The 15,018-nt window shown below is 68.1% G+C and carries 10 protein-coding genes and 1 pseudogene; 4 read left to right on the top strand and 7 right to left on the bottom strand.

Going from position 1 to position 15,018, the window contains the following annotated elements; translation table 11 throughout:
* Together VIB55_RS18115 and VIB55_RS18110 are read left to right on the top strand one after the other, a co-directional pair.
* A pseudogene (locus VIB55_RS18115) lies at positions 1-1,055 on the top strand (hypothetical protein); the annotation flags it as partial.
* 190 nt (positions 1,056-1,245) lie between these two features.
* On the top strand, positions 1,246-1,638 hold the full coding sequence (locus VIB55_RS18110; RefSeq protein WP_331878073.1) for a hypothetical protein: 393 nt from the start codon (positions 1,246-1,248) through the stop codon (positions 1,636-1,638).
* A 1,212-nt stretch (positions 1,639-2,850) separates the two neighbouring features.
* Here the strand turns inward: VIB55_RS18110 and VIB55_RS18105 are convergent.
* From VIB55_RS18105 to VIB55_RS18095, 3 genes are all read right to left on the bottom strand, one after another.
* Entirely contained in the window at positions 2,851-3,072 is a 222-nt protein-coding gene (locus tag VIB55_RS18105; protein ID WP_331878072.1) for an AbrB/MazE/SpoVT family DNA-binding domain-containing protein, read from the bottom strand.
* Between the two features lie 137 nt (positions 3,073-3,209).
* Complete coding sequence (locus VIB55_RS18100; protein WP_331878071.1) at positions 3,210-3,422, bottom strand: hypothetical protein; 213 nt, start codon at positions 3,420-3,422, stop codon at positions 3,210-3,212.
* Between the two features lie 223 nt (positions 3,423-3,645).
* Positions 3,646-5,427 (bottom strand): ABC transporter ATP-binding protein, encoded by a 1,782-nt coding sequence (locus VIB55_RS18095; protein WP_331878070.1) that lies wholly within the window; start codon positions 5,425-5,427, stop codon positions 3,646-3,648.
* A gap of 173 nt (positions 5,428-5,600) precedes the next feature.
* On the opposite strand from VIB55_RS18095, the gene VIB55_RS18090 reads away from it, so the two are divergent.
* Together VIB55_RS18090 and VIB55_RS18085 are read left to right on the top strand one after the other, a co-directional pair.
* Positions 5,601-5,999, top strand: coding sequence for a hypothetical protein (locus VIB55_RS18090; protein WP_331878069.1), 399 nt, complete (start codon positions 5,601-5,603; stop codon positions 5,997-5,999).
* Positions 5,996-7,717: a HAMP domain-containing methyl-accepting chemotaxis protein gene (locus tag VIB55_RS18085; protein ID WP_331878068.1), complete on the top strand. Its 1,722-nt coding sequence runs from the start codon at positions 5,996-5,998 to the stop codon at positions 7,715-7,717. Before VIB55_RS18090 ends, VIB55_RS18085 begins: the two co-directional genes overlap by 4 nt.
* 660 nt (positions 7,718-8,377) lie before the next feature.
* Here the strand turns inward: VIB55_RS18085 and VIB55_RS18080 are convergent.
* From VIB55_RS18080 to VIB55_RS18065, 4 genes are all read right to left on the bottom strand, one after another.
* Positions 8,378-9,664, bottom strand: a complete 1,287-nt coding sequence (locus VIB55_RS18080; RefSeq protein ID WP_331878067.1) for a DEAD/DEAH box helicase — start codon at positions 9,662-9,664, stop codon at positions 8,378-8,380.
* A gap of 369 nt (positions 9,665-10,033) precedes the next feature.
* Entirely contained in the window at positions 10,034-11,218 is a 1,185-nt protein-coding gene (locus VIB55_RS18075; RefSeq protein WP_331878066.1) for a PPC domain-containing protein, read from the bottom strand.
* 299 nt (positions 11,219-11,517) lie between these two features.
* Positions 11,518-12,903 (bottom strand): ABA4-like family protein, encoded by a 1,386-nt coding sequence (locus VIB55_RS18070; protein ID WP_331878065.1) that lies wholly within the window; start codon positions 12,901-12,903, stop codon positions 11,518-11,520.
* Positions 12,904-13,075: 172 nt separating this feature from the next.
* The coding region (locus VIB55_RS18065; protein ID WP_331878064.1) for a S9 family peptidase at positions 13,076-15,018 on the bottom strand (1,943 nt) is incomplete at its 5' end.

The following is a 15,018-nucleotide window of genomic DNA, read 5'->3' as shown; positions in this document are numbered from 1 at the left end:
CGTGGATCGTGGAGCCCGGGCTGCGCCTGGATTTCGGGCGGAGCAACGCCGGCGCCTGCTCGTCGGGTCCGCCCGCCGACCTGTTTCCGGATGATCCCGAGGACGTGGTCGTCCGGCCCAACCGCTCGTGCGTGATCGCCTCGCCGCGGCTGGCCGTAAAGCGGTTCCTGGGGGTGGACCGCAGCGCGGCGCTGAAGGTGGCGGCCGGGCGATACGTGCAGTTTCTCCACTCCCTGCGTGACGAGCAGCTTCCGCTGAGCAACGACACCTGGGTGCTGGCCGACGCGAACGTGCCACCCGTCGTATCGGACCAGGTGCAACTGGGGCTTGAGAAGTTCTGGGGCGAGCAGTGGTACGCCTCGGTGGAGGGCTACTACCGGAACTACGGGGGGGTGACGGACTTCAACCCGGCCGACGACCCCAACAATCCCGGCGACGACCTGCTGCTGGGCGATGGAAACAGCTACGGCCTGGACCTGCTGGTGCGCCGCAGCACGGGGCGCCTGACGGGCTGGACGACCGTGAGCCTGCTGAAGGCATCGCGCACCTTTCCCGACCCCGCCGCGATCGGCATCGAAGGCGTGCCGCAGACGGTGACCTTCGCGCCCATCTTCGACCGGCGCGTAGACGTCGACGTGGTGATGCAGTACGAACTGCCGCGCGGAATCGATGCCGGGCTGCGCTGGAACTACGGATCGGGAACGCCGTTCACGCGGCCCGTGGCGCAGGTGCTGTCGTTCGAGACCGACATCGCGGAGGGGGGATACCGCTTTCCCTACCCGCGGACCGGGGACGACGAGGATCCGAACTACTACGTGGTGCTGGCCGACCGCAACCGCGACCGCTACCCGGCGTACCACCGCCTGGACGTCACCGTGCGCCGCCCCTACACACGCCGCTGGGGCACCTTCACGCCGTACGTGCAGGTGCTGAACGCCTACAACAAGCGCAACGTGCTGTTCTACTTCTACAACTACGACAAGAGCCCGCCCACGCGCTCCGGCATCAGCATGTTCCCCTTCCTGCCGTCCATCGGGGTGGAGGCGAGTTTCTGACGGCGCGATGATCATCGTGCAGCACATCGAGACCAGGTGGACCAAGGCGTCGCGGGGGATGTATGTTGGTTGACCGGTGGGGTGCGCATTATCTGGAGGACGGGATTCGGCGATGCGCAAGCAGACGGGGGTGTTGGCCGGAATTCCGTCCACTGAACAACAAGTTGAACGTCCTCGGAGCATGTGCTATATGAGCGAGATAGAAGGGAAGTCATTCTTTGGGTACGCCTCGAAATGCAATGACTTCAAAGAAGTTGTGGCATTGCTAAGCGACATAACCGGGGAGGAAGCTACTAAGGCGACAGTGGCTTTGGGGATGCTACTCGCGGCGAATTCCACAGCAGGGGGCGGGTATCGGGATGATGCATTAGCAGTCCTGAATAGCCTTGCTTATGCAAAAGCTGAATTAGATGCAGCAAGTTGCCATACTTTCCCAACGATTGAGGTCACGAGCGACATTCTTTTTTCGGCACAAAAATATGCGGACGAAAACACAATTCCATGCACGGAATGGCCGACATCATCAGATATAATAAAAGAGGTTTTGGAAACCGCTAAGAAGTATTCCGAGGTAAAGGAATGAAAGCAACGGATAATAACGAAAGTGGAGCGGTAATCGGTTTGAGTCAGTTGACATGAACAGCCGCTCAACTGGGACGTCTACCGACGCCAGTTAGCTTAGTCGTTAGGCGTTCTGGCAAACTTCACGGCCGTCGCACGGGAGTCCAGCGGACGTAAGTGTCTCGCTCGTTCGAACTCATCAACCGAGTGTTTACCTTGGATCGACAACTCCCAATCTCTCGCATCTACTGGTGTGTGGGTCTCCTCGTCGCCACCTTCGCCCGGTCCGTTTTCGGTGACCCTGCACACCTCACCGCCCCCACGCGCTCAGCAGCATTCGTTGTCGTATGGGTGATCGCGTTCCTGGTGTATGCAAGCATCATGTACTTCCGGCCTCTGGCGAATCGAGGTATCGATTACGTCGTGCTTACCGGCCTTCTCCTCACGATCGTCTTTGAGGTGGCCTGGCCGGTATCCGCACTTCACAACTCGCACGCGGGCACCTTGGCTGGGCCTTTGGCGGCGGCTGCCCTCGGATCTCTCTGGAGCGAGCACCGCCGGAGTCATCGACGGTTCGCTGAAGAAGTGAAGCCCGTAAAATGAAGACGTGCGACCCAGCTCCCGCACCCCAGCTGATCGTAAACAGCACCAGCCAGATGCGGGGCAGGGCTTGGAGAGTTCGCGGCGCCTCATAAAAAACGCTGGGACCTGACCCGGGAGGCGGCCTAACAATCGGCTGCAGGAACTGCGGGGGGCCGGGCATGTTTTCAGCCGGACGAAATGCTTGCGAGCCGACCCCGCACGCGCCTGACCCTTGTGTCGCGATGCGCTCAGCGAACGGACTCGGACTGGCTTCGAATCCACGCGGCGATCTGCTCTTCCGAATACCGCCCCTCGACCAGTCCGATGACTGCATCGTATGCCTCCGGCTCTGATGCCGTGAGCCGCGACCCGTTCAGCCGGAGAAAGGTCGCAGCGCTTGCAAAGGCCACTCGGTTGTTTCCGTAAACGTACCCATGTTCTTTGCCAGCCCTGTGAGATACGCTTCGGCGAGCGCGGGCAAATCCGACTCCGGCGAGTAGGCGAGCCGGTGCTGTGGGGCGGGCCAGCGCGGACTCGATCAGGTCCTCACCCCCCTGCCGCACACCCGGTGCTCCGCCATGCTCCCGGAACATCTCCAAGTGCATTACGTTCGCGATCAGCCGGGAGAGCCCACGGGGGCTCCATCATAGGCTCACTCGGCCAGTTTCCTCAGCGTGTTCCGGTACTGGCGTCGTACTTCCTCGAACGCCTGCATCGCGTCGTCGGGGTCGTACGGGGTAAGCAGGACTCCGCGTTCAGTCTCGATCGCATAGACCTTGTCTCCTGCACCCACATGAAGACGATCGGCCATGTCTTTGGGCAACGTCGCCGTAACCGACCCACCAGCTTGGCGGAGAATGATCTCGCGAACCATCGTGCCTCCGAAGGAAGTAGGAAACCGACTGAATCGTAGCACATCGTGCTACGCGCACAACGGCTTCGCTTGACACTCGGCTGAAAGGAGGCGGGTCCGCCCGTGCTTTGGCGCACGACATGCTCACCCTCACGCAATCAGGTTCCTGACCCGAACAGGTTTCCGGTCCGGCCATCGCCATCGCTGGACGACGTGCTCGTCGCTTCGGCAGAAGAAGTATCCGGCAGCGTGGACGTACTTTGCTGGATCTTCGTCACGCTCGCGGCTGGCTCGGCATCGGTCGGATGCGCCGAGCACGCACCCACCACCAGGGCAACAGCGGCGAGTGCGAGTTTCTTCCTGAGGATCATGTGTGCCTCCGGGGAGATAAGGGCAGAGCAGGTACGCGGGTTCACCCGCCCCTGGATCGGACGCGCGCCTGGACCGACTCCGCCTGCGGTGCGCGGCGGGATCAGGCGCACCCGGAGTGTGTGGCGGATCCCTCGGTCGCTGCGGACTGCGGAGCGCGGGCCAGTTTGGCGTGGCCGCTTCCTCGGGATGACACCCGATGCGCGCCGACCCTGAACCGGGGATTCACCCGCCTTGGGACCGCACGAACTGCAGCTCGTGCAGCCGCGCGTACAGCCCGCCGCGCCGCAGCAGCTCGCCATGCGTGCCGCGCTCGCGAAGCTCGCCGTGGTGAAGCACCAGGATCTGGTCGGCGCTCTGAACGGTGGACAGGCGATGGGCGATCACCAGCGAGGTGCGCCCGCGCATCAGCTCCGCAAGGGCCTCGTCGATCTGCGCCTCCAGTTCCGAATCCACTGAGCTGGTGGCCTCGTCCAGCACCAGCACCAGCGGCTCGAACGCCAGGGCCCGCGCGAACGACACCAGCTGCCGCTCGCCGACGCTCAGCGAAAGCCCGCGCTCCCCCAGCGGCTGCGCGTACCCACCGGGCAGCCGCTGCACGAACCGGTCGGCGCCCACGCGAACCGCCGCCTGGCGCACCGCCTCGTCGCTGATCCCCCCGTCGCCCAGGCGGATGTTGGACGCCACGTCCTCGCTGAACAGGAACACGTCCTGGAGCACCAGCGAAATGCGCCCGCGCAGCTCGGCCACGGGTACCCGGTGGATGGGCACGCCGTCGAACCGTACCTCGCCGCGGCTGGGCTCGTAGAACCTCATCAGCAGCGAGATGATGGTGCTCTTTCCCGCCCCGGTGGCGCCCACGATGGCCACACGCTCCCCCGGCCGCGCCACGAAGCTCACCCCCCGCAGAACCCACTCGCCGTCGTCGTCGTAACGGAACCAGACGTCGCGGAACTCGATCTCGCCCCGCCCCGGCTCCGGCAGCCGAAGGGGCTCGGCCGCGTCGCGCACCTCCGGCTCGGTATCCAGAAGCTCGAAGATGCGCTCCGACGCCGCCATGGCGCCCTGCAGAATGTTGTACTTTTCCGACAGGTCCTGGATGGGGCGGAAGAAGCGGCGCGTGTACTGGAGGAAGGCCGCCACCACGCCCACCGTCATGGCGCCCTGGATGGTCTCGCCGCCGCCGTACCACAGGATCAGCGCCAGGGCCACGGCCGTCAGCACCTCGATGACGGGAAAGAACAGGGCGTAGTAGGTGATGGAGCGCAGGTGGGCCTCCAGATGGTCGGCGTTCACCTGCTTGAAGTTCTCCATCACCGGCCGCTCGCGCCCGAAGAGCTGCACCACGCGCAAGCCGGACACGTGCTCCTGCGTAAAGGCGTTGATGCGCGCCAGCCGCACCCGGATGTCGCGGTACGCCGTGCGGATCAGCGAGCGGAATGTGAAGGTGGTCACCGCCACCAGCGGCAGCACCGTGAAGGACACCAGCGCAAGCCGCCAGTTCAGCTGAAGCATCAGCCCCAGGATGAAGAGCACGGTGAACACGTCGCCGAACACGGTGACCAGGCCGGACGAGAACGCCTCGTTCAGCTGCTCGACGTCGTTGGTCACGCGCGTCATGAGCCGGCCGACGGGGTTGCGGTCGAAGTAGCGCAGAGACAGCCGCTGAAGGTGCGAAAACACCTCCGTGCGCAGGTCGAACATCACCCGCTGCCCCAGCCAGGTGGTCAGCAGGGTGTGCACGTACTCGGTGGCGAACGCCAGCACCAGCGCGCTCACGTAGAACGCCACCAGCCGCGTCAGCAGGGCGGCATCGCGCTCGGGGATGGCGCGGTCCAGCGCCACCTTGGTCAGGTACGGACCCGCCAGTTCCAGCGCGGCCCCGGCGAACAGCAGCAGCAGGGCCAGCGCCACGCGCCCCTTGTACGGGCGCAGGTAGGCGACCATGCGGCGCAGGAGCCGCGCGTCGTAAGCCCGGGCGTCGGGCTCCAGGGCGTCGTCGCTCACGCGCGCACCCGCGGGAAAATGACCGATGACATGAGGCGGAACGTATCGGCGGCGGGGCGGGCGGGCAACGCGGGCGGGCCATCGTTGACAACGCCGGAATCCGGAAATAGCTTGGGCTTACCTCCCCCTCCGCGGCAACTCACGGGGCCACGCTCCACGACCCACTCACCCGAATGCTCCTGGCCCGTTCCGCCGGTGCCGCGACGCTCCGCGCCCCCGCGCTGGCGATCTGTGCCGCCGCGTTCGTGGCGCTTGCCGCGTGCGGCCTTCCGGGTGGCGAGCTGCTGCTGGGCATGGCGTGCGCGGCGCGCTCCCGGGCCCGCGACGGCGACGAACCGGACTCGCGGGCGGCGGCGGGGTACTGCGCGGGGCGGCTGATTGCGCGCGCGTCGGCCGACGGGCGGCAGACCCCCGTGGCCGTCCGCTACGGGGGGCAGGACGGGGGCCCGCCCGCCTTCGAGGGCGTGGCCGGAAGAGTGGCATTCGATAGCAACGGAGATCCGGTGAACAAGCAGTTCACGCTGGGAGCGGTTCAGGGCGGACGCATCGTGCTGCCCACGGGGGCCCGATGAGCGCGGCGTGGAACACGGGCGGGCGCGGCACCCTCAAGCGCTGGCTGTATCTGGGCGGCGCCGTGATCGTCGCCGTGTCGATGATCGGCGCCGTCACGTCGGTGATGGTGCTGCAGAAGCTGTCGCGCGACATGGAAAGCCGCATGTCGCAGCTGCGCACAAGCTCCGAAATCGGCACCTCGCTGGAGTCGCTGATCCTCAACCAGATCGCCGCGGGCGAGCGCTACCTGGTGAGCCCCGACCCGCAGTTCGCGCAGGCGTTCTCGCAGTACGGCAGGCAGGCGCACGAGTCGCGGCGCCGCTACCGCGACCTGGAGAACCTGTCCACCGCCGAGAGCCAGCAGATCGCCGCCATCGAGCAGGCGCACCAGCGCATCGAGGTGGAGTACGCCCTGGCGCACGCCCAGGTGGACGTCGGCGAGCGTGACGCGGCGCTGCGCCGCGTGGCGGTAGTGCGCCCGCAGACGCGGGAGCTGGAGCAGTCCATCCGCGCCATCAGCGCCGCGCAGACGCAGAAGGTGACCGACGCCGCCCGCGAGCTGCGCGGCGAGGTGAGCCGCTGGCAGCTGCTGCTGGGCGGCCTCGGGCTGCTGGCGGGCCTGTTCACCGCCGGGCTCATCTTCCTGGTGCTGCGGCAGATCCAGACGCCGCTGCGCACGCTTGAGCTGGCCGCCACGCAGCTGGGCGAGGGCGACCTTCGCGTGAGCTTCAACGGCCAGACGGCGGGGATGACGCGCGAGTTCGCCACGCTGGCCGGCGCCTTCGAGCAGATGGCCGGGCAGCTGCGCAACATCGTGGGCGAAACCGCGGGAACGGCGCAGCGCATCAGCAACTTCGCCTCGGACCTGTCCAGCATCAGCGAAGAGGTGGCTGCCTCCAGCGGCGAGGTGGCCACGGCCATGGTGGGCATCGCCGGCGGCGCCGAAACGCAGTCGCAGGGGCTGCAGGCCACCCGCGACGCGCTCGAGGAGATGGGGCAGCGCTCCGACGAGATCGCCCACGCCTCGCAGATGGTGACGTCGCTTTCCGAGCAGATCTACGTGGTGGCCGCGCAGAGCCGCACCGAGGTGTCTGGGGCGCTGCAGCGGCTGCTGGAGATCCGCGAGGTGGTCACCGAGTCGGCCAGCCAGGTGAACGAGCTGGCGCAGACCTCTGCCCAGATCGACCGCTTCGTGGAGACGATCACCGCCATCGCGCGGCAGACCAACCTGCTGGCGCTGAACGCGGCCATCGAGGCGGCGCGCGCGGGCGAGCACGGCCGCGGCTTCGCGGTGGTGGCCGAAGAGGTGCGGAAGCTGGCGGAGGGCTCGGCCCGCGCGGCCAACGAGGTCGCGCAGAACGTGCAGGCCATCCGCGGCCGCATTTCCGAGGTCGTGGGCACCATGGGGCGCAGCACCGAAAAGGTGGCCGACGTCGAAGAGGTGTCGCGCGGCGCCGACAGCGCGCTGGAGCAGATCCTGGCGGCGGTGGACGGGGTACGCCTGGCGGCCAACCAGGTAGAGGCAGCCGCCGTGCGCAATTCGCAGGCGATGGGCGGGGTGGAGTCTGCGCTGACGGAGGTGTCCACCACCTCCGAGTCGCACGCCGCCAGCGCCGAAGAGGTCTCGGCCGCCGCCGAAGAGCAGTCGGCCGCCACGCAGGAGATGTCGGCCTCCAGCGCCGAGCTGCTGCACGCCGCCGAGCGGATGCGCGAGCTGGTCAGCGGCTTCAAGACCTGATCGCGGCCGCTCGATGGAAACGAGAAGCCCGCCTCCCGGTTCCGGGGGGCGGGCTTTTCCGTGCGGTTCCGTAAGCAATAGACCCCCGTCGCCGTGCACCAAGGCGTGTCATCCAGAGGCCCAAGCGCACCAGACCGGCCCGCACACCACCCTGTGCGGGCCGAAGGATCTTGCCGAGGACACCTCGATGCTCGGGCGCGGAAGCGGTCACGACGGCTTCGGGCGCACGTCCCCGAGGCTTGCAAGCGGTGCGATTCGAGGGGTGACGGCGCAGTTCCCTGGGAGCCCCCTCTCCCCGGCCCTCTCCCCCGCTTCGCAGGGGAAAGGGAGAATTCGAGTGTGATTCGGATGGTCTGGGCGCGGTCCCCCGGGTGGCCCCTCCCCCGGCCCTTCCCCGCATGCCGCGCATGCGGAGAGGGGAGAATTCGATCGCGCTTCGGCTGGCCCTGCGCGCGTGAGTCTGGTGTGTACACCCTCTCCCGCTTGCGGGAGAGGGTGGCACGCGTGTCAGCGCGGCCGGGTGAGGGCCCCACGGCAGCCGAGGCCGACGCTACGGTACCTCTGCCGCGCCTTGGCTGCGACGGTGACAGATCGTCCTGGCCACGAAAAACGGCGGCCCCCTCTCGGGAGCCGCCCTTCGTCCATCGAATCCGCTGCCTATCAGGCCGCGCTGCTGGTGCCCAGAAGCTTCTGGAGCTCCTCGGGCGACAGCTCCTTGCCCGCGTGCTTGCCCATCTTGCGGCCACGCGCGGCGCGCTGCTCCTTCTTGGTCTCGGCCGGCATCGTGATCGTGGTCACCTGCGGCGCGCCGTCGATGCTCTCCTCGGCGAACACGCTGAACCCGGGCACGTTCACCCGCGCGATGCGCGAACCCAGCAGGTGCTCCACCGCCGCCACGTCGCCGATCTCGCCGCCCGACATGAACGTGATGGCCACGCCCGTCTCGCCGGCGCGCGCCGTGCGGCCCACGCGGTGCACGTAGCCCTCGGGATCGCGCGGGGCGTCGTAGTTGATCACGTGGCTGATGCCCTCGACGTCGATGCCGCGCTGGGCCACGTCCGTCGCGATCAGCACCTTCACGTCACCGCTGCGGAACGCCTCCAGCGCCCGCACCCGCTGCGCCATGTTGCGGTCGCTGTGCATCACCTCCACCGTCAGCCCGGCGCGCGTCAGCTGGCCGGCGATGCGGTCGGCGCCGAACTTGGTGCGGCTGAACACCAGCGCCGTGCGCACCTCTTCCTGCTTGAGGATGTGCAGCAGCAGCTCGGTCTTCTTGCTCGTTTCCACCGGGTAGACGAACTGCTCCACCCCTTCGGCCGTGGTGACCTTGGGCGCCGCCTCGACCGTGATGGGGTCGTTCAGCAGCTCGTAGGCGAGCGATTTCACCGAGTTGGGCATGGTGGCCGAGAACAGCAGCGTCTGGCGCCCCGTCCGGCGGCAGCGCCGCATGATCTGGTCGATCTGCGGCTTGAAGCCCATGTCGAGCATGCGGTCGGCTTCGTCCAGGATCAGCACCTCTACGTTGCTCAGGTCTACGTTGCCGCGCTCCAGGTGGTCGTTCAGGCGGCCGGGCGTGGCCACCAGCACCTCGATGCCGGCGCGCAGGTCGCGGAGGTCCTTGTCCAGCGGCGTGCCGCCGTACACGATGCCCACGAACAGCTCGGTGCCGCGCGAATACATCCGCGCGTTCTCCGCCACCTGGATGGCCAGTTCGCGGGTGGGGCACAGCACCAGCGCGCGCAGCCCTTCCTTGCCGCGAAGCCGGTTGAGGGTGGGAAGCATGAAGGCAGCGGTCTTGCCCGTACCGGTGGGCGCGCGGCCCAGCACGTCACGGCCCTCCAGGGCGAAGGGAATGGCCTGCTGCTGAATGGGGGTGGGGATGTCATAGCCCAGTTCCCTCACGTTCCGGAGAAGCTCCGGCGCAAGGTCCAACTCGTCGAATCGCATTCTTTTCCTGTTCCGTATTTCCGCAGCGTGCCCGGGCTCGTCACTTCCGGGTCAGATTGCGTGCGACCCGCACAGTTTCGCGTCGGCGGACCACAAGGTGAGTTTCGTCTCTTCTCGCAAACCCCTGAATATAAGGCATTTGCGCGTTCCACGCCACCCCGCGGTCCGTCGATGGCTGAAAACGTTCGCCCCTCAGCCAGACCAAAGGAATCCAAACGAAGGGCCTCATGCAGAGACGCAGAGACGCAGAACCGCAGAGAGAGAAAGGAAAGAGAAGGAAAAGGAGGAACCAGGCTGATCCCGGCTCCTCCTCTGTCTCTTCGTTTCCCTGCGTCTCTGCGGCTCTCGCGTGAGGCTGTTCGTTCCGAATCAGCGGTCGCGAGAGGTCTCTACCAGCAGGGTGTAGCTGCCCGTTTCCTCGGCGCCGAAGGAGTTGGCGCGGATCACGTACTCGCCCGTGGCGGGAAGGGTCACTTCCAGCAGCGTATTGGTGCCCTCGCCGCCATCGTCCATCGAGGCGACCTCCTCCCACTCGCCGTTCACCATCCGGCCGATGGCCACGTACGTGTCGAAGTCCTCCGACATCATCTGGATCGTCAGCGCCTCGCCCTCGCGGCCCTGGTACGACCACAGGTCGTAGTACGAGTTGTCGGACTCCAGCACGGGATCATCCTCGTCCAGCACGCCCTGCGCGCGCACCCCGGCCTGCAGCGGCTGCGCGGGCTGCGGACCGCGTGCCGCCGCGCGCTCCTCCAGCCGAAGCGTGTACGCGCCCTCGCCCCCGCCCAGCGGGCTGACGCGGATCACGTACTGCCCGTCTTCCTCCAGCGTCATGCGCACCATGGAGTTGGTGCCCTGGCCGCCGGCCCCGTCGTCGTCGCTTTCCAGCTCCTCGAACGACCCGCCTTCCATGCGCCCGACCCGCAGGTAGGTGTCGAAGTCCTCGGATTCCAGGGTGATGGCGATGCGCTGCCCGGCGCGCCCGGCAAAGGTGTACGCGTCGTAGAAGGCGTCGTCCTCGTCCGCGACGTTGTCGGTCTCGGCGATCTCGCCCGTGACGGGCTGTCCCAGGGTGATGGCCTGCGACGCCCCGGTGGTGGGCGCGGGTGCCTGGTTCAGCGACAGCGTATATGCCCCGCGGCCCTCCTCGGCGAACGACTGGGCGATCAGCACGTACGCACCGGTGGCGGGAACGGTAAAGCGCATTTGCGAGTTGGTGCCTTCGCCGCCGCTGCCCCCGTCGTCGTCGGAGTCCACCACGTCCATCACGGGGCCGTACAGCCGGCCCACGGTGAGGTACGTGTCGAAGGTGTCGGATTCCATGGTGGCCACCAGCTGCTGCCCGGCTGTGGCGTCGAACCGGTACGCGTCGAACGGTCCCCGCTCCAGCCCCGAGGGATCGGTGTCGGCCAGGGTGCCCTGCACCGTCTGGCCCACGCGGATGGGGGGCGCCGTTCCGGGCTGCATCTGCAGGCCCGCGCCGGCGGACGGGGCACAGGCCGCCATCAGGCACGCCGCCGCTACACCGGCGGCCCCACGCTGTATCTTGATCATCGGGTGGTTGGAAGTCTGGGGGATGGATCGCCGGACCGGCAGTCCGGCGTGGACCTGCGGCACGAACGTGAATCTACGGCGCTGCGGCCCGTGCGAAAGGAGTTCGTTTGCGTTGGCGTTCATCTTCGGCCCCGGGCTGAAGACTCGCACCGGCCGTTACTGCGGCTGATCGGCCGGCCGAGGATGAAAGCCGATACCGCTGGGGCGAAATGAATTCGCGGCAACGACGACACGAAGTCCACCTTCGTGGACTACGGGCTATGGCGCGGGTTCGGCCGCATCGCCCGCCCCCGCTCCACTCAGGCCGCCGCGGGGCGGATGGCGCGCGCCGGCCGTGAGCCCGCCTGGAGCCAGGTGCGCACGGCGAGTGCGGCGACGAGGGCCCAGGCCAGCAGCGATCCGGCGGCCAGCGCCATGGCGGGCGAGGCCTCCAGCATGGCGCGGCCCTCCACCGTCTGCCAGGCGATGGCCGCGACGGCCGCGAGCCAGGCGATCCCCGCCGCGTGAATCCACGGCTGCGCGCGCGCCGCGCCCACCGCGGCCCAGGTGAGCAGGATGGCGACCAGCGGCAGCGCCTGCAGGCCGTGGAACCCGGCCGCGTGCAGCGGCAGGATGCTGGCCCCGGCCCCGGCGCGCGATCCCTGGACGGCGCTCATCCACAGCCCGGCCGCGAACGCGGCGAAGGTAGACGCGGCGCCGTAGCGAAGGGCCAGCAGCAGCGGCGCGTCGGCGCCGTCCATCCGCCGCCGCAGGATCTTCCACGCCAGCACGGCGAACAGCACGATCATCCCCAGCGCCGTCAGAAAGAATACGCCGCCCAGGATCTGGTCCCGCACCGGCGCCACCTTGCTGAACCGCGGGTCCAGCCCGCGCGCGATCTGCACGGTTTCGATCGCGTACGCGTACAGCATCAGCACCACGCTGAACGCGCGCCAGGTGGCCAGCCCGCGCGGGGAAAAGCGGGCCAGCGGCAGGCACAATACCAGGGTGAGCACGTAGATACCGACCGCGATGTCGAACGTCATCGCCTTGCGCAGATGCCCCTCGGGCGCCACGAACTCGCCCCCGCGAATGCCGATGGCCGCCGCGCACCCCAGCCCCAGGAGAATGCCCAGCACGCCCAGCGCGCTCAGAACGCGTTCGCGCCGATAGACGCCCATCACCCGGTGGAACGCCTCCCGCCCCGCGGCCGCAAGCCCGCGCTCCGCGGAGACGATCCCCACGGCAGGCTGCGTTTCCGCCGGCTGGGCCAGGGCCTCCCGGCGGCCGCGGCTCAGCCGGCGCAGCGCCAGGTAGCCCACGTACCCCAGCGGGCCGAACATCAGCGTGAACACCAGCACGACCGACTGCACGGGCAGCGGCAGGTAACGCTCCCGCATGTTGTCGCGGTAGATCACCAGCGCCACGGCCTGATCGAAGGCCAGGATGTGGATCCACGCCACCAGCGCCACGCTCGGGTTCGCCAGCAGGCGGATGACACCCTCCGCGCTGCCGAAGTCCCGCATGATGCCGGGGCCGAGCTGCGCCAGCAGGGGAAGGATTCCCGCCAGGTACAGCACGGACAGGAACACGGGAAAGACGGAGCGCTCCGCGATCCACCGCGTCACCCGCCACGCGGGAAGCACGATCAGCAGCAGCCAGCCGAGCATGGCGAAGCCGGCCACGTTGTAGAGGAAAAGGTACATGCCAGGGGCTCCGGGCGAGGGGACCTGCGGGGGACAGCGGAGGTGCAGCAAAGATAGGGCGGCCCCCGGCGCCCATCCAGAGACATGGAACGGACGAAGGCCCGGCCGGGTTTCGGCCGGGCCCTCGCGAGCGGCGCGCTGGGTCCGACGCGCGCCGGTGAATCGGCGAGAACTAGTCGGAAGCGGGGCGCGGCCGCCCGATCTGGTACTCGCGGGGCGGCTCGGCGCCCATCAGGTGCCGGACGAAGTAGTCCCAGCGGCGCCGCATCATGTAGTTGTTGTCGGCACCGTAGCCGTGGCGCGCGTTGGGAAAGATCAGCAGGTCGAAGTCCTTGCCCGCCTTGATCAGCGCGTCGGCCACCAGCAGCGTATTGGTGGGCGGCACGTTGTCATCCATGCCGCCGTGGGCCAGCAGCAGCTTGCCGCGCAGGTTGGCGGCGTGCGTCTGGTTGGCCTCGGCGGTGTAGTTGTCCGTGTCGCCGTTGCGCACCAGGAGGCCGTGGTAGCGCTCCCCCCAGTCGTCCTCGTAGTTGCGGTTTTCGTGGTTTCCGGACTGCGACACGCCCACGTCGAAGAAGTCGGGGTGCAGGAACATGGCCGCCGCCGTGGCGAAGCCGCCGCCCGAGTGCCCCCAGATGCCCACGCGGTCGATGTCGATGAAGCGATGGCGCCGCGCGAGCTCGCGCATCCCGGCCACCTGGTCCGGCAGCGTGTTGTCGTTCATGTTGCCGTAGTACGCGTCGGCGAACTGCTTGGAGCGCCCCGGCGTGCCCATGCCGTCGATCTGCACCACGATGAACCCCAGCTCCGCCAGCGCCTGGTTGTCGCCACGCGCGGGCGAGAAGCTGCGGCTGCCTACGCTGCCCACCTGGGGGCCGGGATAGATCTGGTTGACGATGGGGTACGTGCGCGTGGAATCCAGGTTCGACGGCGTGTACATCAGCCCGTAGATGTCCGTGGTGCCGTCGCGGCCCTTCATGCGGATGGGCGTGGGCGGACGCCACCCGGTCGCCAGCAGGCGCGAGATGTCGGCGCGCTCCAGCGTCTGCAGCACCCGTCCCGTCATGTCGCGCAGCACGGTGACGGGCGGCGTGTCGGGGGTGGAGTAGGTGTCGACCACGTAGCGGCCGTCGGGGGAGACGGAAACGGTGTGGTTTGCGTTCTCCGGGGTCAGCAGCCGCAGCCCGCGGCCGTCGAAGCCCACGCGGTACAGGTGCTGGAAGTACGGGTCGCGCCCCTGCTCCCGGCCCTGCGCCATGAAGTAGATGGTGCGCGTGCGCTCATCCACCCGCACGATGTCGACGACGTTCCCCTCGCCAGTGGTGATGCGGTTCTTCAGCCGCCCGGTCGCCAGGTCGTACAGGTACAGGTGCGTCCAGTCGTCGCGCTGCGACCACCAGATGAGCTCGTTGGAGCCGGGGAGCACGCGCCACAGGTTCTCGGTGAACGATGCGTCGCCCACCTGCGTGCTGCTGCGCTCCTCGAACAGCGTACGCACCTCGCCGGTGCGCGCGTCGGCCACGCGGAACCAGGCCGTCTTGTGGTCGCGCGAGCTGGAGACGAAGGCCAGGTGCGAGCCGTCGGGATACCACTGCACGTCGCAGATGGTGCCGCCGCTGCACTGCACGTGGTCCGACACGGTGGAGCGGTGCTGGTCCGCCGGCATGTTCAGCCGCACCACCTGCGGCCGCCCGTCCGGCCCCCTGCCGATGATCACGCGGTGGATGCGGAAGATCACGCTGTCGCCGGGAAGCGGGTACTTCCACGCCTCCAGCCGCGGCTCGCCCACGTTGGTCGACACCAGGTACATGTCGGATGTGCCGCGCGCGTCGTGCTGAAAGGTGGCGATCTGCCGCGAGTCGGGCGACCAGGTGAGCACCGGGTCGTCGCCGTGCACCCAGCCGGCGTTGTTGGTGGCGTAGCCGAACTCCTCGGTGCCGTCGCGGGTCAGCTGCGTCTCGGCGCCGGTAGCCAGCTCCTTCGCCCACAGGTTGAAGTCGCGGATGAACACCGCCCAGCGCCCGTCCGGCGAAACGCTGGAGTTCTCCGGCGCACCGGGCGCCGCCGCCGACGAGTCGGCCGGGGCGCAGGTGTACGCCTGCAGGTCGCAGCTCC

It is taken from the genome of Longimicrobium sp., assembly GCF_036554565.1.
Classification (GTDB): Bacteria; Gemmatimonadota; Gemmatimonadetes; order Longimicrobiales; family Longimicrobiaceae; genus Longimicrobium.
This window is presented reverse-complemented; position numbering and strand designations above follow the sequence as displayed.

Bases quoted from the DNA above. Each gene is read 5' to 3' on its own strand.
- VIB55_RS18110 (WP_331878073.1), top strand. From the start codon at position 1,246: ATGAGCGAGATAGAAGGGAAGTCATTCTTTGGGTACGCCTCGAAATGC.
- VIB55_RS18105 (WP_331878072.1), bottom strand. From the start codon at position 3,072: ATGGTTCGCGAGATCATTCTCCGCCAAGCTGGTGGGTCGGTTACGGCG.
- VIB55_RS18100 (WP_331878071.1), bottom strand. From the start codon at position 3,422: ATGATCCTCAGGAAGAAACTCGCACTCGCCGCTGTTGCCCTGGTGGTG.
- VIB55_RS18090 (WP_331878069.1), top strand. From the start codon at position 5,601: ATGCTCCTGGCCCGTTCCGCCGGTGCCGCGACGCTCCGCGCCCCCGCG.
- VIB55_RS18085 (WP_331878068.1), top strand. From the start codon at position 5,996: ATGAGCGCGGCGTGGAACACGGGCGGGCGCGGCACCCTCAAGCGCTGG.
- VIB55_RS18080 (WP_331878067.1), bottom strand. From the start codon at position 9,664: ATGCGATTCGACGAGTTGGACCTTGCGCCGGAGCTTCTCCGGAACGTG.
- VIB55_RS18075 (WP_331878066.1), bottom strand. From the start codon at position 11,218: ATGATCAAGATACAGCGTGGGGCCGCCGGTGTAGCGGCGGCGTGCCTG.
- VIB55_RS18070 (WP_331878065.1), bottom strand. From the start codon at position 12,903: ATGTACCTTTTCCTCTACAACGTGGCCGGCTTCGCCATGCTCGGCTGG.